The 20,366-nt window shown below is 70.2% G+C and carries 19 protein-coding genes; 7 read left to right on the top strand and 12 right to left on the bottom strand.

Features of this window, described 5'->3' with window-relative positions; genetic code table 11:
* Nucleotides 1–167 precede the first annotated feature (167 nt).
* Both ACIBW9_RS19970 and ACIBW9_RS19965 read left to right on the top strand, forming a co-directional pair.
* Nucleotides 168–1,373: a nucleotide sugar dehydrogenase gene (locus ACIBW9_RS19970; protein WP_398956719.1), complete on the top strand. Its 1,206-nt coding sequence runs from the start codon at nt 168–170 to the stop codon at nt 1,371–1,373.
* Between the two features lie 125 nt (nt 1,374–1,498).
* On the top strand, nt 1,499–2,038 hold the full coding sequence (locus tag ACIBW9_RS19965; RefSeq protein WP_398956717.1) for a hypothetical protein: 540 nt from the start codon (nt 1,499–1,501) through the stop codon (nt 2,036–2,038).
* Between the two features lie 681 nt (nt 2,039–2,719).
* Here ACIBW9_RS19965 and ACIBW9_RS19960 read toward each other — a convergent pair.
* From ACIBW9_RS19960 to ACIBW9_RS19945, 4 genes are all read right to left on the bottom strand, one after another.
* A complete protein-coding gene (locus ACIBW9_RS19960; protein WP_030930340.1) occupies nt 2,720–3,844 on the bottom strand; it encodes a GuaB3 family IMP dehydrogenase-related protein in 1,125 nt (374 codons plus the stop codon).
* Nucleotides 3,845–3,961: 117 nt separating this feature from the next.
* Complete coding sequence (gene guaB, locus ACIBW9_RS19955) at nt 3,962–5,464, bottom strand: IMP dehydrogenase (protein WP_398956713.1); 1,503 nt, start codon at nt 5,462–5,464, stop codon at nt 3,962–3,964.
* A gap of 154 nt (nt 5,465–5,618) precedes the next feature.
* On the bottom strand, nt 5,619–6,206 hold the full coding sequence (locus ACIBW9_RS19950; RefSeq protein ID WP_115906402.1) for a sigma-70 family RNA polymerase sigma factor: 588 nt from the start codon (nt 6,204–6,206) through the stop codon (nt 5,619–5,621).
* A 457-nt stretch (nt 6,207–6,663) separates the two neighbouring features.
* Nucleotides 6,664–7,275 carry a response regulator transcription factor gene (locus ACIBW9_RS19945; protein ID WP_003948568.1) on the bottom strand — a complete coding sequence of 204 codons (612 nt, stop codon included), beginning with the start codon at nt 7,273–7,275 and terminating at the stop codon, nt 6,664–6,666.
* A gap of 380 nt (nt 7,276–7,655) precedes the next feature.
* On the opposite strand from ACIBW9_RS19945, the gene ACIBW9_RS19940 reads away from it, so the two are divergent.
* Nucleotides 7,656–7,982 (top strand): WhiB family transcriptional regulator, encoded by a 327-nt coding sequence (locus ACIBW9_RS19940; protein ID WP_115906403.1) that lies wholly within the window; start codon nt 7,656–7,658, stop codon nt 7,980–7,982.
* An 81-nt stretch (nt 7,983–8,063) separates the two neighbouring features.
* On the opposite strand, the gene ACIBW9_RS19935 is transcribed toward ACIBW9_RS19940, so the two are convergent.
* Nucleotides 8,064–8,963, bottom strand: coding sequence for a LysR family transcriptional regulator (locus tag ACIBW9_RS19935; RefSeq protein WP_398956711.1), 900 nt, complete (start codon nt 8,961–8,963; stop codon nt 8,064–8,066).
* Between the two features lie 80 nt (nt 8,964–9,043).
* On the opposite strand from ACIBW9_RS19935, the gene ACIBW9_RS19930 reads away from it, so the two are divergent.
* From ACIBW9_RS19930 to ACIBW9_RS19920, 3 genes are all read left to right on the top strand, one after another.
* Nucleotides 9,044–9,712 carry an MOSC domain-containing protein gene (locus ACIBW9_RS19930; RefSeq protein ID WP_398956708.1) on the top strand — a complete coding sequence of 223 codons (669 nt, stop codon included), beginning with the start codon at nt 9,044–9,046 and terminating at the stop codon, nt 9,710–9,712.
* A 97-nt stretch (nt 9,713–9,809) separates the two neighbouring features.
* Nucleotides 9,810–10,583 carry an SDR family NAD(P)-dependent oxidoreductase gene (locus ACIBW9_RS19925; protein ID WP_398956706.1) on the top strand — a complete coding sequence of 258 codons (774 nt, stop codon included), beginning with the start codon at nt 9,810–9,812 and terminating at the stop codon, nt 10,581–10,583.
* 84 nt (nt 10,584–10,667) lie between these two features.
* On the top strand, nt 10,668–11,375 hold the full coding sequence (locus ACIBW9_RS19920; protein ID WP_398956704.1) for an ester cyclase: 708 nt from the start codon (nt 10,668–10,670) through the stop codon (nt 11,373–11,375).
* A gap of 64 nt (nt 11,376–11,439) precedes the next feature.
* On the opposite strand, the gene groL is transcribed toward ACIBW9_RS19920, so the two are convergent.
* From groL to ACIBW9_RS19905, 3 genes are all read right to left on the bottom strand, one after another.
* Nucleotides 11,440–13,065, bottom strand: a complete 1,626-nt coding sequence (groL, locus tag ACIBW9_RS19915; protein ID WP_344404628.1) for a chaperonin GroEL — start codon at nt 13,063–13,065, stop codon at nt 11,440–11,442.
* A 156-nt stretch (nt 13,066–13,221) separates the two neighbouring features.
* The gene (gene groES, locus ACIBW9_RS19910; RefSeq protein ID WP_055493212.1) at nt 13,222–13,530 is read right to left on the bottom strand and encodes a co-chaperone GroES; all 309 of its coding nucleotides are present in this window, start codon (nt 13,528–13,530) and stop codon (nt 13,222–13,224) included.
* A 339-nt stretch (nt 13,531–13,869) separates the two neighbouring features.
* The gene (locus tag ACIBW9_RS19905) at nt 13,870–14,802 is read right to left on the bottom strand and encodes a polysaccharide deacetylase family protein (protein ID WP_398956701.1); all 933 of its coding nucleotides are present in this window, start codon (nt 14,800–14,802) and stop codon (nt 13,870–13,872) included.
* An 89-nt stretch (nt 14,803–14,891) separates the two neighbouring features.
* Between ACIBW9_RS19905 and ACIBW9_RS19900 the strand changes: the two genes are divergently transcribed.
* A complete protein-coding gene (locus tag ACIBW9_RS19900) occupies nt 14,892–16,067 on the top strand; it encodes a methyltransferase domain-containing protein (RefSeq protein WP_398956699.1) in 1,176 nt (391 codons plus the stop codon).
* On the opposite strand, the gene ACIBW9_RS19895 is transcribed toward ACIBW9_RS19900, so the two are convergent.
* The 4 genes from ACIBW9_RS19895 to ACIBW9_RS19880 all read right to left on the bottom strand — a co-directional run bounded on the left by ACIBW9_RS19895 (nt 16,068) and on the right by ACIBW9_RS19880 (nt 20,353).
* Entirely contained in the window at nt 16,068–17,327 is a 1,260-nt protein-coding gene (locus ACIBW9_RS19895) for an RNA polymerase sigma factor (RefSeq protein WP_398956697.1), read from the bottom strand.
* Between the two features lie 47 nt (nt 17,328–17,374).
* Nucleotides 17,375–17,731, bottom strand: coding sequence for a YciI family protein (locus tag ACIBW9_RS19890; RefSeq protein WP_398956695.1), 357 nt, complete (start codon nt 17,729–17,731; stop codon nt 17,375–17,377).
* Nucleotides 17,732–17,867: 136 nt separating this feature from the next.
* On the bottom strand, nt 17,868–19,283 hold the full coding sequence (locus ACIBW9_RS19885; RefSeq protein WP_398956693.1) for an FG-GAP and VCBS repeat-containing protein: 1,416 nt from the start codon (nt 19,281–19,283) through the stop codon (nt 17,868–17,870).
* Nucleotides 19,284–19,390: 107 nt separating this feature from the next.
* A complete protein-coding gene (locus ACIBW9_RS19880) occupies nt 19,391–20,353 on the bottom strand; it encodes an LCP family protein (protein WP_398957626.1) in 963 nt (320 codons plus the stop codon).
* Between the last annotated feature and the right edge of the window lie 13 nt (nt 20,354–20,366).

Genomic DNA, 20,366 nt, shown 5'->3' with positions numbered 1-20,366 from the left:
GTCGCCCCCAGCCTGTGGACAACATTCCCGAGACCTGCGGAAAACACGGACAACCAATCCCGCAAATCGGTCATATTTACTCCTAGTGTGACATTGCACTTCGCCTGTCCTGTCCACAGGACTTGCGCACCTGCCCCGCTTCGGTTACTGGGAGGACGGCCCACCCCATGCCCGCAGATCTCGCCGTCATCGGACTCGGCCCGTTCGGCCTGCCCCTGGCCCAGGCAGCCGTAGCGGCCGGCATCCCCACACTCGGCTACCGGACCGGGCCCGAGCAGGGCTCCCTCAGCCCCGCCGAACTGCGCCGGATGCTCTCGGGGGGCTTCCGGCACGCCACCAGCCCGGCCGAGCTCGGCCGCGTCCGCACCGCGGTCATCTGCGTGCCGACCCCACGCGGCGCCGACGGCAAGCTCGACCTCGGCCAGGTGGAGGCGGCCGCCCGCGCCCTGGCCGCCCGACTGCGCCCGCACACCACGGTCATCCTGGAGTCGCCCGTCCCCCCGGGCACCACCGAGGAGTTCCTGTGCCCCCTCCTGGAGGACGGCTCCGGGCTGCAGGCGGGCCGCGACTTCCACCTCGCCTACTCACCCAGCCGGGTCGACCCCGGCAACCGCGCCTTCACCCCCGCCAACATCCCCAAGGTGATCGGCGGCCTCACCTCCGCCTGCACCGAGTCCGCCGCCGCGTTCTACGGCCGTCTCACCGACAAGGTGGTACGCGCGCGTGGACTGCGCGAGGCGGAGACCGTGCAGCTCCTGGAGACCAACTTCCGGCACGTCAACATCGCGCTCGTCAACGAGATGGCCGTCCTCTGCAACCACCTCGGCGTCGACGTCTGGGACGTCATCCGCTGCGCGGAGACCAAGCCGTTCGGCTTCGAGGCCTTCCGCCCCGGCCCCGGCGTCGGCGGCCACGCCGTCCCCCAGGACCTGACCGGTGCCCCCGGCCGCCTGCGCATGGTCGAACTCGCCCAGCAGGTCAACAGCCAGATGCCCCGTTACGTCGTCCAGCGCGCCGCAGCCCTCCTCAACGAGCACGGCAAGTCGGCGCGCGGCGCACGCGTGCTGCTCCTGGGCGTCACCTACAAGCCGGACCTCGCCGACCAACAGGGCACCACCGCCCCGGAGATCGCCGTCCGCCTCATGGAACTGGGCGCCTCGATCAGCTACCACGACCCGCACGTCCCGTCCTGGAGCGTCCAGGGCCGGCCGGTCCCGCGCGCGGACGCCCTCTACGAGGCCGCGGCCGAGGCCGATCTGACGATCCTGCTCCAGCAGCACCGCACGTACGACCTCCAAGGCCTGTCGGTGAAGGCACAGTTGCTGCTGGACACCCGCGGAGCCGTGCCGACGGGGGCCGCCCACCGTCTGTGACGGCAAATTTCGCTGGTCGGCCTGCCCCCTCCACCTGTTACTCTCCCTTTACTCGTCGCACATGTGTGCGCACATTTCCTTCGCTTCACCATCCGCTTGTTCCATCCCGTGGGGGGATTTCTGTCATGAGCCAGTCAGCTCCAACGCCACCGCAGCAGCCCCAGTCCCAGCCGGCCGACGCCGACACGGACGGCCAGCAGCCGGGCACCGTACCGCCGCCTGCTGCGCCGGATGTTCCGTACGCACCGGCTCCCGCTCCGGTGAAGAACAACATCGGCCTCGGTCTGGCGGCGGCCTTCGTCGCCGCCCTGGTCGTCGCCGGTGTCTACGGCGCGATCATCGGCATGACCAAGCACGAGATCGGGTGGGCGGCGGTCGGCGTCGGCTTCCTGATCGGTCTCGCCGCGGGCCGCGTCGGCGGCCGCAACCCGGTGCTGCCGGTCGCGAGCGCAGTCCTGTCCCTGGGTGCCGTCTACCTCGGCCAGCTGGTGGGCGAGGCGATGCTGATCGCGGACCAGGTGAAGGTCGGCTTCAGTGAGGTCTTCTTCCAGCACCTCAGCGTGGTCCAGGAGGCCTGGAAGGCGGATGCCGACCCGCTGACGTTCGTGTTCTTCGCGATCGCGGCGTACGTCGCGTTCACGGGGGCCAAGAAGGCGGCGGTCTGACGCTGCCTGTGCGGGGCGGGGAGGCGCGTCGGTTGTGAAGGGGGGCGCGCGGGTGCGGCAGGCTCCGGGGCTGGTGGCATGGGGGGCGCGGCGCGGGTACCTTACGGAGGCAGGTGGGGCCGGTCGCAGAGGGCACTGCGGCGGGCTCGTGGATGGATCAGGGAGTGTCCGCCCCTAGGTTGTTTAGGGACGGCCGCTCACCATCACACCCACTAGGTGGAGCCCACCGCAGAGAGCGCTGCGGCAGGCTCCTGGATGGTGCACGGAGTGTCCGCCCCTGGTTGTCGTGGGGGCGGCCGCTCGCCATCCGAAAATCCGCAAGATCCACCTCCTCCGGCACTTCACCATCCACAGACGGCTTCGGTCCCAGCGGGTGGGCTTGCGGTGACGTCCCATGGGCGCCCCCTTCCACGAGGCCGCCCAGTGCCCGGTGGACGGTCCGTTGGAAATCGGGCAGGGCCCCGAGGAGCGGGGTCCGGAACCAAGTCCTTGGAAGGGGGCGCTCCAGCAACCTGGGGCGCCGATACGGACGTTATCGCCCTCGACCCGGCTGACCAGCCCGTTTCTGCGTCGAACGCAACCGCACGCCCCGCACCGCCCCACGCGCCCCGCGCAAGCCCCAGGCATACGAAGGGGGCCGGTCACCCCACCAGGTGACCGGCCCCCTTCACGCCGTAAGCCCTACCGCTTGTGCTGCGAGTCCGCCACCGTCACCTCGACCCGCTGGAACTCCTTCAGCTCGCTGTAGCCGGTCGTGGCCATCGCCCGCCGCAGCGCACCGAAGAGGTTCATCGAGCCGTCAGGAGTGTGCGACGGGCCGGTCAGCACCTCCTCGATCGTGCCGACCGTGCCCAGGTCGACCTTCTTGCCGCGCGGCAGCTCCTCGTTGACGGCCTCCATGCCCCAGTGGTGGCCCTTGCCCGGAGCGTCCGTCGCGCGCGCCAGCGGGGAGCCCATCATCACGGCGTCCGCACCGCAGGCGATCGCCTTCGGCAGGTCGCCGGACCAGCCGACGCCGCCATCCGCGATCACGTGCACGTACCGGCCGCCGGACTCGTCCATGTAGTCACGACGCGCCGCCGCCACGTCCGCGACCGCGGTCGCCATCGGGACCTGGATGCCCAGCACGTTGCGCGTGGTGTGAGCGGCGCCGCCGCCGAAGCCGACGAGCACGCCCGCCGCGCCCGTGCGCATCAGGTGCAGGGCCGCCGTGTACGTGGCGCAGCCACCGACGATCACCGGGACGTCGAGCTCGTAGATGAACTGCTTCAGGTTCAGCGGCTCGTGCGAGCCGGAGACGTGCTCCGCGGAGACCGTCGTACCGCGGATGACGAAGATGTCCACGCCCGCGTCCACCACGGCCTTGGAGAACTGCGCCGTGCGCTGCGGGGAGAGCGCGGCCGCCGTGACCACGCCGGAGTCGCGCACCTCCTTCAGGCGCGCGCCGATCAGCTCCTCCTTGATGGGGGCGGCGTAGATCTCCTGGAGCCGGCGCGTGGCCCGGTCCGCGTCGAGGCCGACGATCTCGTCGAGCAGCGGCTGCGGGTCCTCGTACCTCGTCCACAGGCCCTCGAGGTTCAGCACGCCGAGGCCGCCGAGCTCGCCGATGCGGATCGCGGTGGCCGGGGAGACCACGGAGTCCATGGGGGCGGCCAGGAACGGCAGCTCGAAGCGGTAGGCGTCGATCTGCCAGGCGATCGAGACCTCCTTCGGGTCCCGCGTACGGCGGCTGGGGACGACGGCGATGTCGTCGAAGGCGTACGCCCGGCGGCCGCGCTTGCCGCGCCCGATCTCGATCTCAGTCACGTCTGTGGCCTTTCCCTGATGCGTTTCAGCGTCTTCCAGTATCGCCGACGGGTACGACAAGGGCGGCCCCGGTGCTTCCGGAACCGCCCTTGAAGGAGCCTGCTGACTGCTTGGCGACTACTTGCGGCTGTAGTTCGGCGCCTCGACCGTCATCTGGATGTCGTGCGGGTGGCTCTCCTTGAGGCCCGCGGAGGTGATCCGCACGAAGCGGCCCTTGGACTCCATCTCCTCGATGGTGGCCGCGCCCACATAGCCCATGGTCTGGCGCAGACCGCCGACGAGCTGGTGCAGGACGCTGGAGAGCGGGCCGCGGTAGGGCACCTGGCCCTCGATGCCCTCGGGCACGAGCTTGTCGTCGGAGGCGACCTCGCCCTGGAAGTAGCGGTCCTTCGAGTACGACTTCGCCTGGCCGCGGGACTGCATGGCGCCGAGCGAGCCCATGCCACGGTACGACTTGAACTGCTTGCCGTTGATGAACTGCAGCTCGCCGGGCGACTCCTCGCAGCCGGCCAGCAGGCTGCCGAGCATCACGGTGTCTGCACCGGCGGCGAGCGCCTTGCCGATGTCGCCGGAGTACTGCAGGCCGCCGTCGCCGATCAGCGGGATGCCCGCCGGGCGGGCGGCGAGGGAGGCCTCGTAGATGGCGGTGACCTGCGGGACGCCGATGCCGGCGACGACACGGGTCGTACAGATGGAGCCGGGGCCCACGCCCACCTTGATGCCGTCGACACCGGCGTCGATGAGGGCCTGCGCGCCGTCGCGGGTGGCGACGTTGCCGCCGATCACATCGACGGACACGCTCGACTTGATCTTCGACATCCAGCTCAGCGCGTTGCTGTTGTGGCCGTGCGAGGTGTCCACGACCAGGAAGTCCACACCGGCCTCGGCGAGCGCCTGGGCGCGCTCCAGGGCCTCGGGGCTGGCGCCCACGGCGGCACCGACCAGCAGCCGGCCCTCGGCGTCCTTGGCGGCGTTCGGGTACTTCTCGGCCTTGACGAAGTCCTTGACCGTGATGAGGCCCTTGAGGATGCCGTTGTCGTCGACCAGCGGCAGCTTCTCGATCTTGTGGCGGCGCAGCAGCTCCATGGCGTCCACACCGGAGATGCCGACCTTGCCGGTGACCAGCGGCATCGGCGTCATGACCTCGCGCACCTGGCGGCCGCGGTCGGACTCGAAGGCCATGTCGCGGTTGGTGACGATGCCGAGGAGCTTGCCGGCCGGGTCGGTGACGGGGACACCGCTGATGCGGAACTTGGCGCACAGGGCGTCCGCGTCGGCGAGCGTGGCCTCCGGGTGCACCGTGATCGGGTCGGTGACCATGCCGGACTCGGACCGCTTGACCAGGTCGACCTGGTTGACCTGGTCCTCCACGGACAGGTTGCGGTGCAGCACGCCGACGCCGCCGAGGCGGGCCATCGCGATCGCCATGCGGGACTCGGTCACCTTGTCCATCGCCGCGGAGAGCAGCGGGATGTTGACCCGGACGTTGCGGGAGATGCGGGACGAGGTGTCGACCGCGTTGGGGAGCACCTCGGATGCGCCCGGCAGCAGCAGCACGTCGTCGTAGGTCAGCCCGAGTGTCGCGAATTTACCGGGCACTCCGTCGACGTTTGCAGTCATGACACCTTCCCCAAATGGCCTTGATCGGTGCGGATGTCCATGCTAACGGGAAGCACGGCTCTCGAATTCCACGGTTCCGCGTGACTCCGGGCTTCGTATGTTCGTACGGAATCGTCGGGAGCCCTGTTCAAGGAAGGCCCTTACGGCAGTGGGGTCACTGCTCCGCGAGCGCCCTGAGCCGGCTCAGTGCCCGGTGCTGTGCGACCCGCACCGCTCCGGGTGACATTCCCAACATCTGTCCGGTCTCCTCGGCCGTGAGACCCACCGCGATCCGCAGCAGGAGCAGCTCGCGCTGGTTCTCCGGCAGGTTGGCCAGCAGTTTCTTGGCCCATTCGGCGTCGCTGCTGAGCAGTGCCCGCTCCTCCGGGCCCAGCGAGTCGTCCGGCCGCTCGGGCATCTCGTCGGACGGGACCGCCGTCGACCCCGGGTGCCGCATCGCCGCCCGCTGCAGGTCCGCGACCTTGTGCGCGGCGATGGCGAAGACGAACGCCTCGAAGGGACGGCCGGTGTCCTTGTAGCGCGGCAGCGCGAGCAGGACGGCGACGCAGACCTCCTGCGCGAGGTCCTCCACGAAGTGCCGGGCATCACCCGGCAGACGGGACAGACGGGTGCGGCAGTAGCGCAGCGCCAAGGGGTGGACATGGGCCAGCAGATCGTGTGTGGCCTGCTCGTCCCCGTCCACGGCGCGATGGACGAGTGCACCGATCGCCCCTGCGGCATTCGCCGCCTCGTCGTCGCGCATCGGTCCATGGTGCCTTGCGGCCGCGTGGGCCGTGGCACCGTGTCCCATGTTGTGCACCGAAGCGTTATGAGCAGGTGCGCCGGAACTCATCCCTTGCGCCCTCCCCTTCCGCTCGACCGACTCGTCCCCGAGAGACTCCACACCTCAAGGATGCGGCATCCGCGCCGAAACGAGCATCGGGTGCCCGGCGGGGCCTTTTGACAAGCGGCTCCGAGGGGGTACGGGTGCCGTTTCCCGCGCCCCACGGGAGCGGCCGGCGTCGAGGCCGGCGCGTGCTCACGGCATGCCGGTCAAAGGCCCTCGCAGCAGAGCTGCCAGGGCCTTTGACCGGTGCACCGAAGCGCGCGCGTGCCGGGCGCTGTGAGGGCGTGCCCGAACTTCCCCGGGGTCGCCCGGTCCGACCCACCTCGCGGTGGGCGGGGGTTCTCGAACCCCCGCTGCAACACACCCGACCGGCCTAGCGGACCAGGCCCCAGCGGAAACCGAGCGCCACGGCGTGCGCCCGGTCCGAGGCGCCGAGCTTCTTGAAGAGCCGCCGGGCGTGCGTCTTCACGGTGTCCTCGGAGAGGAACAGCTCGCGGCCGATCTCCGCGTTGGAGCGGCCGTGGCTCATGCCCTCCAGGACCTGGATCTCACGCGCCGTGAGCGTGGGCGCCGCGCCCATCTCGGCGGAGCGCAGCCGGCGCGGGGCCAGCCGCCAGGTCGGGTCGGCGAGCGCCTGGGTGACGGTCGCGCGCAACTCCGCGCGCGAGGCGTCCTTGTGCAGATAGCCGCGGGCACCCGCGGCGACCGCGAGGGCCACGCCGTCCAGGTCCTCGGCGACGGTGAGCATGATGATGCGCGCGCCGGGATCGGCGGACAGCAGCCGGCGGACGGTCTCGACGCCGCCCAGTCCGGGCATGCGTACGTCCATCAGAATCAGGTCCGAACGGTCGGCGCCCCAGCGGCGGAGGACTTCCTCGCCGTTGGCCGCGGTCGTCACGCGCTCGACGCCGGGCACGGTCGCGACCGCGCGGCGGAGCGCCTCTCGGGCAAGCGGGGAGTCGTCGCAGACGAGGACGGATGTCATGGCCGCCCTCCGCAGCTGATGCACGTCACCTTGAGCCTCCAGGCTGGTACGAATCGTCACCTGTGCGGTCGACCGTCTCGGACGCCTGCCCGAGCACTTGTTGCTTCAACCGCCTCCGCACTCTCAACGATGGTCACTCGAAAGAGTTACGGGGCCGTGTGCCATCTTCGGCACTCTACGTGAGGGCACGGACACGGTGCAGACACACAGGGCGGACCCTCAACGTTTCATCACAACCCATGCCCCATTTAGCCCTTTTTCTTCCCATCTACTGGTGTCTGAGGCTAGATTCGCAATGAGTCATATTTTCATAACCTTAGATCGTAGATATACGGTCGTGGGCACCGTATCCGCTCAGAACGGCTACAAGGGGTCACGCAATGGCAGATTTCTCCCGCCTTCCCGGACCGAACGCGGACCTGTGGGACTGGCAGCTTCTGGCCGCCTGTCGCGGGGTGGACAGCTCGCTCTTCTTTCATCCGGAGGGTGAGCGCGGTGCGGCCCGGAGCGCTCGCGAGAACTCGGCCAAGGAGGTCTGTATGAGGTGCCCGGTGCGCGCGCAGTGCGCGGCGCACGCGCTGGCGGTGAGAGAGCCGTACGGCGTGTGGGGCGGCCTGACCGAGGACGAGCGCGAAGAGCTGATGGGGCGGGCACGGAACCGGCTGGTGGCGGCGGCGACCGCCGGGGACGGCGTCTCGAACAATTGAAGGAACGTTTCTGCGCTCCTGGGTCCCTGAGCTCCCGGAACCCGAGCTCCCCATGAGAAGGGCACGCGTGCGTGCCCTTCTTCACTGCCGCGCGGCTGCGCGCGCCAGTTGCTCCAGGGTCGCCGCGACCGCGGGCACCTGGGCCAGGTCGGGAAGCGTCAGCGCCACGATCTCCCGCCGCACCGCCGGCTCCAGCGTCAGCACGCGCGCGTGCCGCGGCCGTACCGACTCGATGGCGAGCTGCGGCAGCACGGCGACGCCGAGACCGGCACCGACCAGGCCGACGACGGCCGGATAGTCGTCGGTGGCGAAGTCGATGCGCGGGGTGAACCCGGCGCTCTCGCACACCTCGACCAACTGCCCGCGGCAGCGCGGGCATCCGGCGATCCACGGCTCGTGCGCGAGGTCCCCGATGGACACGGCCGGGGCCTGCGCGAGTCGGTGCCGCTCGGGCACGAGTCCGACGAGCCGGTCGCTCAGCAGCGGCCGTACGACGAGGTCGTCCCACTCCTCCGCGCCCGCCGCGCGCTCGTAGCGGAAGGCCAGCGCCACGTCGCAGTCGCCCTCGCGCAGCAGCTCGACCGAGGCGGGCGGTTCGGCCTCCTCCAGGGAGACCCGGGTGCCGGGGTGCGCGGCGCGCAGGGCCGCGAGGGCGGTGGGCACGAGCGTAGAGCTGCCGCTCGGGAACGAGACGAGCCGTACGCGGCCGGCGCGCAGCCCCGCGATGGCGGCGACCTCCTCCTCCGCAGCCGTGAGCCCGGCCAGGATTCCCGAGGCGTGCCGCACCAGCGCCTCACCGGCCTGGGTCAGCCGCATCTCGCGTCCGCCGCGGACGAGCAGCGGCGTGCCGACCGACGCCTCCAGGGCCTTCATCTGCTGGCTGACGGCGGGCTGCGTACAGCCCAGTTCGCGCCCCGCGGCCGAGAAGGACCCGGTGGTGGCGACGGCGCGCAGAACGCGCAGATGGCGGGCTTCGATCACGGTTCGAGGATAAGTGATCCTTTGGCCAGATGCCCGATAATGCGTCGACGCTTTGAGCCGGGTCACCTACTGTTTCGGGCATGAAGCTTCTGTCTGTGAACCTCGGCCGCCCGAAGGCCGTGCCGTACACCGGCCAGCCGGACGGGGTGACCGGCATCGACAAGCAGCCGGTCGACGGGCCGGTGCGGGTGGCGGCGCCGGGGCCCAAGGGGGTCGGTGCTAGCGGGCTGGCCGGGGACGCGGTGTGCGAACTGCGCCACCACGGGGGCGACGACCAGGCGGTGTACGCGGTCGCGCGCGAGGACCTGGACGACTGGGAGCGCGAGTTGGGGCGTCCGCTGCCGAGCGGCTCGTTCGGCGAGAACCTCACCACCGAGGGCCTCGACATATCCGGCGCACTGATCGGCGAGCGCTGGCGGATCGGACCGGAGGTCGTCCTCGAGGTCACCTCCGGGCGGATCCCCTGCCTCACCTTCCAGGGCCATCTGGGCGAGAAGGGGTGGGTGAAGCGGTTCACGCAGAAGGGTGCTCCGGGCGCGTATCTGCGGGTGATCGAGCCCGGCGAGATCCGTCCCGGCGACCCGGTCGAGATCGTGCACCGGCCGGACCACGACGTGACGGTGGCGCTGCAGTTCCGGGCGGTCACGACGGAGCGGCAACTGCTGCCGCGGCTCTTGGCGGCGGGCGAGGCGCTGCATCCGGACGGCCGCGAGGCGGCGCGTCTGTACCTGAAGAAGCACGGTTCCTGACGAACCGTCAGGTACTTGCCCTTCCCGCAGTCTTCACCGGCGTCGGGGGCCTGTGCAGGGATCGGAGCCCCCCAGTCCGGGTCACTACCCTTGGGCCATGACAACGGCTCTGATTACGGGATCGACCGCGGGCATCGGCGCCGCGTTCGCGCGGCGGCTGTCGGCCGACGGGCACAACCTGGTGCTCGTCGCCCGCGACACCAAACGGCTGCAGGAACAGGCGACCGAACTGCACGACCGGCACGGCATCGAGGCGGAGGTGCTCACCGCCGACCTCGCCACGGACGAGGGCATCGAGGCCGTGGCCGCGCGCCTGGCCGACCGCAGGAACCCCGTCGACCTGCTGATCAACAACGCCGGCTTCGGCAACAAGGGCCGCTTCCTCGACGTACCCCTCGTCGACGAGCTGCAGATGCTCAAGGTGCACTGCGAGGCGGTGCTGCGGCTGACCATGGCGGCGACCGAGGCGATGCGCGAACGCGGCCGCGGTGGCGTCGTCAACGTCGCGTCCGTGGCCGCCTTCGTGCCGCGCGGCACGTACGGCGCCTCCAAGGCGTGGGTCGTGCAGTTCACGCAGGGGGCGGCCAGGGACCTGGCGGGCAGCGGGGTGCGGTTGATGGCGCTGTGCCCGGGGTTCGTGCGCACCGAGTTCCATCAGCGGGCCGGGATGGGCACGGACAACATCCCCGGGTGGATGTGGCTCGATGCCGACAAGCTGGTGGCGGCGGCGCTGTCGGACCTGGCGCGCGGGAAGACGTTGTCCGTCCCGGACGCCCGGTACAAGGCGCTGATGGGGATCGTGAAGGTGACGCCCCGGGGCCTGCTGGGCGGGATCACCTCACGGACCGGCCGGAAGTACGGGCCGCAGTAGCCTCCCGGCGCTCGGGGGGCGCCGTGGGGCCCCGGTGGGAGAATGGTGCTGTTCAACCGGACCTTGGGGACCGGAGGCGAGACCATGACCTTCGTTCAGATCATCGACTGCAAGACCAGCCGGTTCGACGACATCAACCGGCTGATGGACACCTGGGTCGAACAGACCAGGGGGAAGCGGACGGCGACGCACGCGGTGGTCGGCAAGGACCACTCCGACGCGTCCCACTTCATCGAGATCGTGGAGTTCCCCTCGTACGAGGAGGCGATGCGGAACTCCAACCTGCCCGAGACCGACAAGATCTTCCGCGAGATGGTGGCTCTCTGCGACGAGATGCCGACCTTCACCGACCTGGACGTCGTGCGCGACGAGCAGTTGTACGCGGCGAACGTGCGGCGGTTCTTCGAGACCATCGCCGTCAGGGGCGAGCTGCCGCCGCTCGACGATCTCATCGCCGAGAACTACCACGACCACGATCCCGCCAACGAGCAGGACACCATGGGCATGGACGCCATGCGGCGTGAGATCGGCATGTGGCGCAGCGGGTTCGACTTCACCTTCGGCATCGACGACCAGATCTCGCAGGGTGACCGGGTGAGCACCCGGTGGACCTGGCGCGGTACCCAGACCGGTGAGTTCATGGGGCTCCCGTCCACCGGGAAGAACGTCGTCATGACGGGCACGACCATCTTCCGGTGCAATGAGGAAGGGAAGATCGTCGAAGGCTGGTGGGAGTACGACCGGCTGGGGCTGATGGCGCAACTGGGCGCGCTGGAGGGGCTGGAGAAGTAGGCGGACGGCGAAAGGCCCGGCACCCCCAGGGGTGCCGGGCCCTCGTGGCGACTGCTGACCGAGGTCAGTGGGCGTGGCCGTGGCCGTGGCCCGCGGCGGCCGGCTCTTCCTCTTCCTTCTTCTCGACGACCAGGGTCTCGGTCGTCAGCAGCAGGGAGGCGATGGAGGCCGCGTTCTCCAGGGCGGAGCGGGTGACCTTGACCGGGTCGATGACGCCGGCCTTGACCAGGTCGCCGTACTCGCCGGTGGCGGCGTTGAAGCCCTGGCCCTTGTCGAGCTCGGCGACCTTGGAGGTGATGACGTAGCCCTCCAGGCCCGCGTTCTCGGCGATCCAGCGCAGCGGCTCGACGACCGCGCGGCGGACGACGGCGACACCGGTGGCCTCGTCGCCGGTCTTGCCCAGGCCGCCCTCGAGCACCTTGGCGGCGTGCACCAGCGCGGAGCCACCACCGGAGACGATGCCCTCCTCGACCGCGGCGCGGGTCGCGGAGATGGCGTCCTCCAGACGGTGCTTCTTCTCCTTCAGCTCCACCTCGGTGGCGGCGCCGACCTTGATCACGCACACGCCGCCGGCCAGCTTCGCGAGGCGCTCCTGGAGCTTCTCGCGGTCCCAGTCGGAGTCCGTGTTCTCGATCTCGGCCTTGATCTGGGCCACGCGGCCGACGACGTCCTCGGAGTTGCCGGCACCGTCGACGAGGGTGGTGTCGTCCTTGGTGACCGTGACGCGGCGGGCGGAGCCGAGCACGTCCAGGCCGACCTGGTCGAGCTTGAGGCCGACCTCCTCGGAGATGACGGTGGCGCCGGTGAGGATCGCCATGTCCTGCAGCATCGCCTTGCGGCGGTCGCCGAAGCCCGGGGCCTTCACCGCGACGGCGTTGAAGGTGCCACGGATCTTGTTGACGACCAGGGTGGACAGGGCCTCGCCCTCAACGTCCTCGGCGATGATCAGCAGCGGCTTGGAGGAGTTGGTCTGGATGACCTTCTCCAGCAGCGGCAGCAGGTCGGCGATGGAGGAGATCTTGCCCTGGTTGATGAGGATGTAGGGGTCCTCCAGGACGGCCTCCATGCGCTCCTGGTCCGTCACGAAGTACGGCGACAGGTAGCCCTTGTCGAAGGCCATGCCCTCGGTGAAGTCCAGCTCCAGACCGAAGGTGTTCGACTCCTCGACGGTGATGACACCGTCCTTGCCGACCTTGTCCATCGCCTCGGCGATGAGCTCGCCGACCTGCTGGTCCTGCGCGGAGAGCGCGGCCACGGCGGCGATGTCGGACTTCTCGTCGATCGGGCGGGCGGTGGCGAGGAGGTCCTCGGAGACGGCCGCCACGGCCGCGTCGATGCCCTTCTTCAGCAGCGCCGGGGAGGCACCGGCGGCGACGTTCTTCAGGCCCTCGCGCACCAGCGCCTGGGCGAGCACGGTGGCGGTGGTGGTGCCGTCACCCGCGATGTCGTTGGTCTTGGTCGCCACCTCCTTCACCAGCTGCGCGCCGAGGTTCTCGTACGGGTCCTCGACCTCGACCTCACGGGCGATGGTGACGCCGTCGTTGGTGATGGTGGGCGCACCGAACTTCTTGTCGATGACGACGTTGCGGCCCTTGGGGCCGATGGTCACCTTGACCGTGTCGGCCAGCTTGTTGACGCCGCGCTCGAGGGCGCGACGGGCGTCCTCGTCGAACTTCAGGATCTTCGCCATGGGAGCGGTTCAGCCCTCTCGGAAAACGTGGGTGAAACGAACCGCGCCCCGGACGCCCGGCTTCATAAGGTCGCGGGAACCCGGGGCGCAGCTCACAAGCAAAATGCTTCGGTGAAGAAGCAGGTGCAGGATTTCTGGGGGTGACCCCAGATCCCCTTACTTCTCGATGATCGCGAGCACGTCGCGAGCCGAGAGAACGAGGTACTCCTCGCCGTTGTACTTCACCTCGGTGCCGCCGTACTTGCTGTACAGCACGATGTCGCCGGTCTTGACGTCGAGCGGCAGGCGCTCGCCGTTCTCGAAGCGGCCCGGGCCCACGGCGAGGACGACGCCCTCCTGGGGCTTCTCCTTCGCGGTGTCCGGGATGACCAGGCCAGAGGCCGTGGTCTGCTCGGCGTCGAGCGGCTGGACCACGATGCGGTCCTCGAGCGGCTTGATGGCAACCTTGGAGCTGGCGGTCGTCACGATCCGACCTCCCCCTTCGGAGATCTCACGGGGTTAACTGTCTGAGGTGGCGACCAGGTGGATCCGTCGTCGCGGGTGCCGGACCTGCCCGTCGCGTGGTTGGCACTCTCCAGTGGGGAGTGCCAGAGCCGAGACTATGACCGCGATTAGCACTCGGTCAAGCGGAGTGCCAATGCCCGCGGCGCGTCGGCGGGTTTTCGGTGACCGGGGGCTCGGTGGACGTCCTGGGGGGCTGCCGCCCCCAGAACCCCCGCTTCGGCCTGAACGGCCTCGTCCTCAAACGCCGGACGGGCTGAGGCGCCGTGCCCGGTACTGATGAAGAGTCAGCGGCCGTGGACTTCAGACGTAGTCCTCCAGGCGGGCGACCGCATAGCCCTCGGCCGTGACCCGGTTCAGGAAGCGGCGCATGTCGTCGACCATCGTGCCGTCCCACTCGTCACGGCCGCGGAAGTGGGTGAGGACGATGTCGCCGGGGTGCAGGTCCCGGTCGTCCTCGCGGTACTCCCAGTGGTCGACGAAGACCTCCTCGTCCCAGATGGGCGCGTACTTGATGCCGCAGGACTTGGCGGCCATCAGGGTGTCCTGGTTGTAGTCCCCGAAGGGCGGGCGGAAGAGGGTCGGGGCCTTGCCGAACCGCCTCTTCATGATCTTCTGCATCCCGCAGATCTCGTGCTTCTGCTCCCGGTACGACAGGCCCGGGAGGTAGGGGTGGGTGAGTGTGTGGTTGTTGAGGGTCACCCCCTCGGACTGCATCCGGCGGAAGTAGGCGTAGTCGTCCTCGATCAGGAAGTTGCTGAGGAAGGCGGAGTAGGGGATCTTCAGGTCGCTCATCATCCGCAGGAACGCCGGGTCCTTCTCGGCGCCGTCGTCGATGGTCAGGAACACGACCTTCTGTTTGGTCGGGACGGTCGTGAAGACGGGCGGGAGGTTCAGCTCCTCCTGGTCGTCCACCTCGAAGCCCTTGCGCGCCCTGATCTTCGGCTTCTTCGCGGGCGGCGGCGGCGCCGTCAGCGGGACTCTCTTCAGGCCCCAGTGGCGCGCCGCGGCGGCGCGCGCGACGTACGCGGAGCGCAGCTTCACGGCGTACGAGTCGAGGGCACGGGCCGGGGGCGCGTGCAGGGGCGCCTCCTGGCCGGGGGCCGGGTGCACCGGCGGGCCGCCGAACTGGGCACAGCCCGAGGCGATGGCCGCGACGGCGAGCACGGCGATCCCACCGCGGAGCCATGTCACCCCATAGGCACGATTTTTATCGTTTTGTACTACTGCTCGCATGGTGCCGGATCATCGCAGGCCACCGTCCGGATCCCGGCCCGCCACGCGGCCGGAGGCGCACCGTCCACCGACTGGCCCACAATGGGCCGGTGAACGACCTCGCCGACCTGCTCACCCCCGAAGGCCGCGCCCTCCTCGACGAGGTGCGCGGCACGGCCCCCGCCGACGAGCTCGCCGTCGCCACCCGGCTGCGCCGCGACCACCCCGCCGGGCTGGTGTCGGCGGCACTCGGGCAGGCGCGGCTGCGGCAGCGGGCGGCGGCCAAGTTCGGCGCCGAGGACGCGGAGCGGATGTTCTTCACGCCGAACGGGGTGGAGCAGTCGACGCGGGCGAGCGTCGCCACGTACCGGGCGGAGTGCTTCCGGGCGGCGGGCGTGCGGTCCGTGGCCGACCTGTGCTGCGGGATCGGCGGGGACGCCGTCGCGTTCGCCCGGGCCGGGATCAAGGTCCTCGCCGTGGACCGGGATCCGGCGACGGTGGCCGTGGCGCGCGCGAACGCCGACGCGCTCGGGCTGGCCGGACTGATCGAGGTGCGCGAGGCGGACGTCACCGAGGTGGACACGGCCGGCTACGACGCCGTGTTCGTCGACCCGGCCCGGCGCGGCGGGCGCGGCCGCATCTTCGACCCGGAGGCCTACTCCCCGCCCCTGTCGTGGGCCGTCGAGGCCGCCCGCAAGGCGCCGCGCGCCGCGCTGAAGATTGCGCCGGGCATTCCTCACGAGGCGATTCCCACGGACGCGGAGGCCGAGTGGATCTCGGACGGGGGTGACGTCAAGGAGGCCGTGCTCTGGTTCGGCCCTCACACGACACCGGGCGCGCGGCGGGCAATGCTGCTGCCCTCCGGAGCCGCTGTGTGGGCTTCACCCGCCGCGACACTGCCCGACCCCCAAGTCCGGCCCGTCGGGCGGTACTTGTACGAGCCGGACGGCGCCGTCATCCGCGCCCATCTGGTCGCCGAGGTGGCCGAGCAGCTGGACGGCGGGCTGGTCGACGCGACCATCGCGTACATCACCGCCGACGAGTTGCGGCCGACGCCGTATGCGGCCTCGTACGAGATCACCGATCAACTCCCCTTCAACGTCAAGAAGTTGAAGGCGCTGCTGCGGGAGCGGGAGGTCGGGACGCTGACCGTGAAGAAGCGGGGGTCGGCCGTCGAGCCGGAGGAGCTGCGGAAGAAAGTGAAGCCGCAGGGGCCGAACGCAGCCACCGTGTTCCTGACCCGTGTGGCGGGGGCGCCGACCATGCTCGTCGGGCACCCCGCCTGATCAGGACGGCTCGGCCGCACGGCGCAGCAGCAGCTCCCGCTCCCGTTCGTTCCTCGCAAGCCCCGCCGCCCGCTCGAACTCCTCGCGCGCCTCGGCCGTGCGCCCCAGCCGTGCCAGCAGGTCGCCACGCACGCTGGGCAGCAGGTGGTAGTCGCGCAGGGTGGGTTCGGCGGCCAGGGCGTCGACGAGCGCCAGGCCCTGCGCCGGGCCCTGAGCCATGGAGACGGCGACCGCGCGGTTGAGTTCGACGACCGGGGACGGGGCGCGGGCGGCGAGCAGGCCGTACAGCGTCGCGATGCTCTTCCAGTCGGTCTCCTCGTAGGTGTACGCGTGCGCGTGGCAGGCGGCGATGGCGGCCTGTAGGGCGTACGGGCCGGGGGCCCCCGTGGCGGTGGCGTCCGCGCGGTGGAGGGCCGTGATGCCGCGGGCGATGAGCATGCGGTTCCAGCGGCGGCGGTTCTGGTCCCTGAGGAGGACGGGTTCGCCGTTCGGGCCGGTGCGGGCGGCCGCGCGGGACGCCTGGAACTCCAGGAGGGAGGTCAGGGCGTGCACCTCGGGCTCCTTGGGCATCAGGCCGGACAGCACGCGCGCCAGGCGCAGCGCGTCCTCGCAGAGCGCGGGACGCAGCCAGTCGTCGCCGGCCGTGGCGGCGTAACCTTCGTTGAAGATCAGGTAGATGACGTCCAGGACGGAGCCGAGCCGGGCCTCGCGTTCGGGGCCGTAGGGCACCTCGAAGGCGATGTTCCTGGTGGCGAGGGTCTTCTTGGCGCGGACGATGCGCTGGGCGACCGTGGGCTCCGGGGTGAGGAACGCGCGGGCGATCTCGGCCGTCGTCAGACCGCCGAGGAGGCGCAGGGTGAGGGCGATGCGGGCCTCGGCGGACAGGACCGGGTGGCAGGCGGTGAAGACCAGGCGGAGCAGGTCGTCGTCGATGTCGTCGGGGTCGGCGGGCTCCTCGGGCGGGGCGGTGGTGTCGAGGGTGCGGCCGATCTCCTGCAGCTTGCGGGCGTAGTTCTCGCGGCGCCGGATCAGGTCCACGGCGCGGTGGCGGGCGGTGGCCATGAGCCAGGCGCCCGGGTTGTCGGGCACGCCGTCGCGCGGCCACTGCTCCAGGGCGGCCACCAGGGCGTCCTGGGCGAGCTCCTCGGCGATGCCGACGTCGCGGACGAGACGGGCGACGGCGGCGATGATGCGCGGGGATTCGAGGCGGAAGACGGTCTCGATGGCGTGGCGGGGGTCGGCGGGGGACTGTGGGCTCACAGCCCCCCATTCGACACCCGCCCCGGCGTCAGGCCAAGGAAGAGCCCTCAGCCCTCCGCGATCTCCCGGACCTCGCAGGTCACCGTCCAGTGCTCCTCGTGAACCTTCACGAACCGCTTGGTCCACTCCAGGGCCTCGTCCATGTCCTTGCACTGCATGATGGCGTAGCCGCCGATGACCTCCTTGGACTCCGTGAACGGCCCGTCCGTGACGGTGAGGTCCCCGCCCTCCCAGTGCACCCGCTTGCCCTGGACCTGCGGGGTCAGCCCGGCCGTGTCGAGCATGACCCCGGCCTTGGTGATCTCCTCGATCAGCTCGCCCATGCGCTCCATCAGCTCGGGGCTGGGGCCCTCCGCGGGCACGGTGCTCTCGTCGAGCTTCACGATCGACAGGTAACGCGGCATGGTGACTCCTCGGTGCTACGGGGCCGGTCCTTCCCGGCCTCTCACCAGTGCGTCGATCGGGAGAGGCCGGGATCGACAGACCCCGCGGATTTCTTCGGAGATTTTTTCCCGGCCCCTCAGGCGTGGGCCTGACCTGCTACGACAGCGAACCGCCGAACCACGCCCGGTCGGTCGGCGCCCCGACCGTCCGGGGACCGAAGGTGAACGCCGCGTCCGTCACGATGCCTGCGGGACGCGCCCGCAGCGACCAGACCGCGCCTTCACCGGTGTTCCCGCCTTCCGGCCTGTTCTCGCCGGCCGCCGCCGCCGCGAGATCCGCGTAGCCGTTGCCGTTGATGTCGAGGAGGCTGACCGCGTTGCCGAAGTTGTCGCTCGCCTCCGCGGCTCCGGGAACGCCGTCGGTGTCCTGGCTGAAGCCCTGGGCGCCGGTGCCGGTCAGACCGTCGCGGCCGCCGTAGAGGACGTCGACCATGCCCGCCCCGTCCTTGTCGCCGAGCTTCTCGCCGGGCGCGCCCACGGCCACGTCGGCGAAGCCGTCGCCGTTGACGTCACCGGCGGACACCGCGTAGCCGAAGAGGTCCTCCTCCTCCTTGGCGCCGGGGACTCCTTCGGTGTCCTGGTTGTACGACTTCCAGGTCGACGACGGCTTCAGACCGGAGGCCGAGCCGAGGGCCACGGTGACCGTGGAGTCGTTCGGGACGCCCCGGACGACGTCGTCGAAGCCGTCGCCGTTGACGTCGCCGAAGGCCACCTGGCCGCTGCCCTGGGGCGAGTCGGCATACGTGAAGGCGCCTCCGGAGGGATTCGCCAGGAAGAGCTGGGAGCCGATGCCGCCGTCGCCGGTGTAGACGGTCAGCGCGAGGTCGTCACGGCCGTCGCCGTTGACGTCCCCGGCGGCCGCGTACATCACGTCGAAGGGCTCCACCCTGGTCGAGCCGAAGTCCTGCGTGGCGGTCGGCTTCCCGGTCCTGGAGATCGGGCCCCGCCAGACGGTGGCCTCGGTGCCGAGCGGGTCGTCGCCCGGGGCGCGGCCGCCGCGGAACAGGACCAGGTCCTGCTTGCCGTCGCCGTCGAAGTCACCGGCCTGGGTGGTCGCGGCGGGCACGGACACCCCGCCGGACAGGCCGTTCTGGCCGCCCCAGACGACGACCGCGTCCCGGGTCGAGGAGGCCTGCCCGATGATCAGGTCGGTGTGCCCGTCGCCGTCCAGGTCCCCCGTGGACAGCTGGTAGCCGAAGTTCTCGCCCGCTTCGGGATCGCCCGGGATTCCGCTGGTGGAGCGGCTGATGACGGTGCGGTGGTCCTTGGTCAGACCGTGCGGGCCGCCGTACATGACGGTGACGTAGCCCGCACCCCGCTTGCCGCCGATGGTGGCGATCGGGGCGCCGACGGCGAGGTCCTTGTAGCCGTCGCCGTTGAAGTCGTCCTTGACGCTGTGGACGGACTGCGGGGCGGCCGCGGCGCTGCCCGCGAGGGCGGGGATCCCGCCGAGCGCGAGTAATCCGGCGATCAGCGGTACGGACCAAGCTTTGTACGAACGCGAGTTGGACATCAGTGTTCCCCCGTGATGACTGCTGTGTGGTCACTGCAACAGACACCACTGGACGCCCGCTGGTTGCAGCAGTCGTCCAGCTTTTCGGTGAACACGTCAGCGAGAGTTCAGCGGAGCGACTTCCAGAGTTCGCTCGCCGCAGGCTCCTTCGCCACCACCCGGTTGGGGTCCGAGGGCGCGGTCACCACCGGCATCATCACCGTCTTCACCCGGTCCGCGGACAGGCCCCTCAGGCTCTCGCCGAGTCTCACCAGTTCGCTCAGCGAGTCCAGGCCGGTGTCGGTGGTCAGACTGCTGGTCACCGCCTCGGCCACCGAGTACAGCTTGGCGGGATCGGTGAACAGGTTCGTCGAGGAGATCTGTTCCAGCAGCGCCTTCACCAGCTTCTGCTGCAGGCCTATGCGGCCCAGGTCGCTGCCGTCGCCTATGCCGTGCCGGGTGCGGGCAAGGGCGAGGGCCTGCTTGCCGTTCAGGGTGTGGGTGCCCGCCTTCAGGTGAAGGTGGCTGTCGTCGTCGTCGATGTCCTGGTCGGTGGTCACGGTGACACCGCCGAGTGCGTTCACCAGCTTCGCGAAGCCCGAGAAGTCGATCTCGATGTAGTGGTCCATGCGGACGTTCGTGATCGACTCGACCGTCTTCACGGCGCACACCGCGCCGCCCACCGAATAGGCGCTGTTGAACATCGTGTTGTATGCCACCGCCGTCTTCCCGCCGGACTTCAGCGGGCAGGACGGACGCGTGACGAGCGTGTCACGCGGGATGCTGGCGAAAGTGGCCTGCTTCCGGCCCGCGTCGATGTGCACGACCATCGCCGTGTCGGAGCGGGCGCCGGAGCTGTCGCCCCCGCCGAGCGCCTTGTTCTCCTTGCCGCTGCGCGAGTCCGAGCCCAGCACCAGGATGTTCAGGGAGCCGGTCGGGAGGGGGGATGCGGACGGCGAGGGTGTGATCAGCGCCTTCGCCGGGCGGTCGTCGCCGAGCGCCTGGTTGATGTCGACGCTCTTGATGTTGTGGTCGAGATGCCAGTACGCCCAGCCCGCCGCAGCCGCGCCCAGCACCAGCACGCCCGCCATGGTGAGGCCGGCG

The sequence above is a fragment of the Streptomyces sp. NPDC049541 genome (assembly GCF_044465725.1).
Taxonomy (GTDB): Bacteria; Actinomycetota; Actinomycetes; order Streptomycetales; family Streptomycetaceae; genus Streptomyces.
The sequence above is the reverse complement of the archived record's forward strand: the minus strand, read 5'-3'. Positions and strand labels throughout refer to the sequence as shown.

Excerpts from the sequence above, each read along its gene's own strand:
- ACIBW9_RS19970 (WP_398956719.1), top strand. The coding sequence starts at position 168 with ATGCCCGCAGATCTCGCCGTCATCGGACTCGGCCCGTTCGGCCTGCCC.
- ACIBW9_RS19965 (WP_398956717.1), top strand. The coding sequence starts at position 1,499 with ATGAGCCAGTCAGCTCCAACGCCACCGCAGCAGCCCCAGTCCCAGCCG.
- guaB (WP_398956713.1), bottom strand. The coding sequence starts at position 5,464 with ATGACTGCAAACGTCGACGGAGTGCCCGGTAAATTCGCGACACTCGGG.
- ACIBW9_RS19950 (WP_115906402.1), bottom strand. The coding sequence starts at position 6,206 with ATGCGCGACGACGAGGCGGCGAATGCCGCAGGGGCGATCGGTGCACTC.
- ACIBW9_RS19945 (WP_003948568.1), bottom strand. The coding sequence starts at position 7,275 with ATGACATCCGTCCTCGTCTGCGACGACTCCCCGCTTGCCCGAGAGGCG.
- ACIBW9_RS19940 (WP_115906403.1), top strand. The coding sequence starts at position 7,656 with ATGGCAGATTTCTCCCGCCTTCCCGGACCGAACGCGGACCTGTGGGAC.
- ACIBW9_RS19930 (WP_398956708.1), top strand. The coding sequence starts at position 9,044 with ATGAAGCTTCTGTCTGTGAACCTCGGCCGCCCGAAGGCCGTGCCGTAC.
- ACIBW9_RS19925 (WP_398956706.1), top strand. The coding sequence starts at position 9,810 with ATGACAACGGCTCTGATTACGGGATCGACCGCGGGCATCGGCGCCGCG.
- ACIBW9_RS19920 (WP_398956704.1), top strand. The coding sequence starts at position 10,668 with ATGACCTTCGTTCAGATCATCGACTGCAAGACCAGCCGGTTCGACGAC.
- groL (WP_344404628.1), bottom strand. The coding sequence starts at position 13,065 with ATGGCGAAGATCCTGAAGTTCGACGAGGACGCCCGTCGCGCCCTCGAG.
- ACIBW9_RS19905 (WP_398956701.1), bottom strand. The coding sequence starts at position 14,802 with ATGCGAGCAGTAGTACAAAACGATAAAAATCGTGCCTATGGGGTGACA.
- ACIBW9_RS19890 (WP_398956695.1), bottom strand. The coding sequence starts at position 17,731 with ATGCCGCGTTACCTGTCGATCGTGAAGCTCGACGAGAGCACCGTGCCC.
- ACIBW9_RS19885 (WP_398956693.1), bottom strand. The coding sequence starts at position 19,283 with ATGTCCAACTCGCGTTCGTACAAAGCTTGGTCCGTACCGCTGATCGCC.
- ACIBW9_RS19880 (WP_398957626.1), bottom strand. The coding sequence starts at position 20,353 with ATGGCGGGCGTGCTGGTGCTGGGCGCGGCTGCGGCGGGCTGGGCGTAC.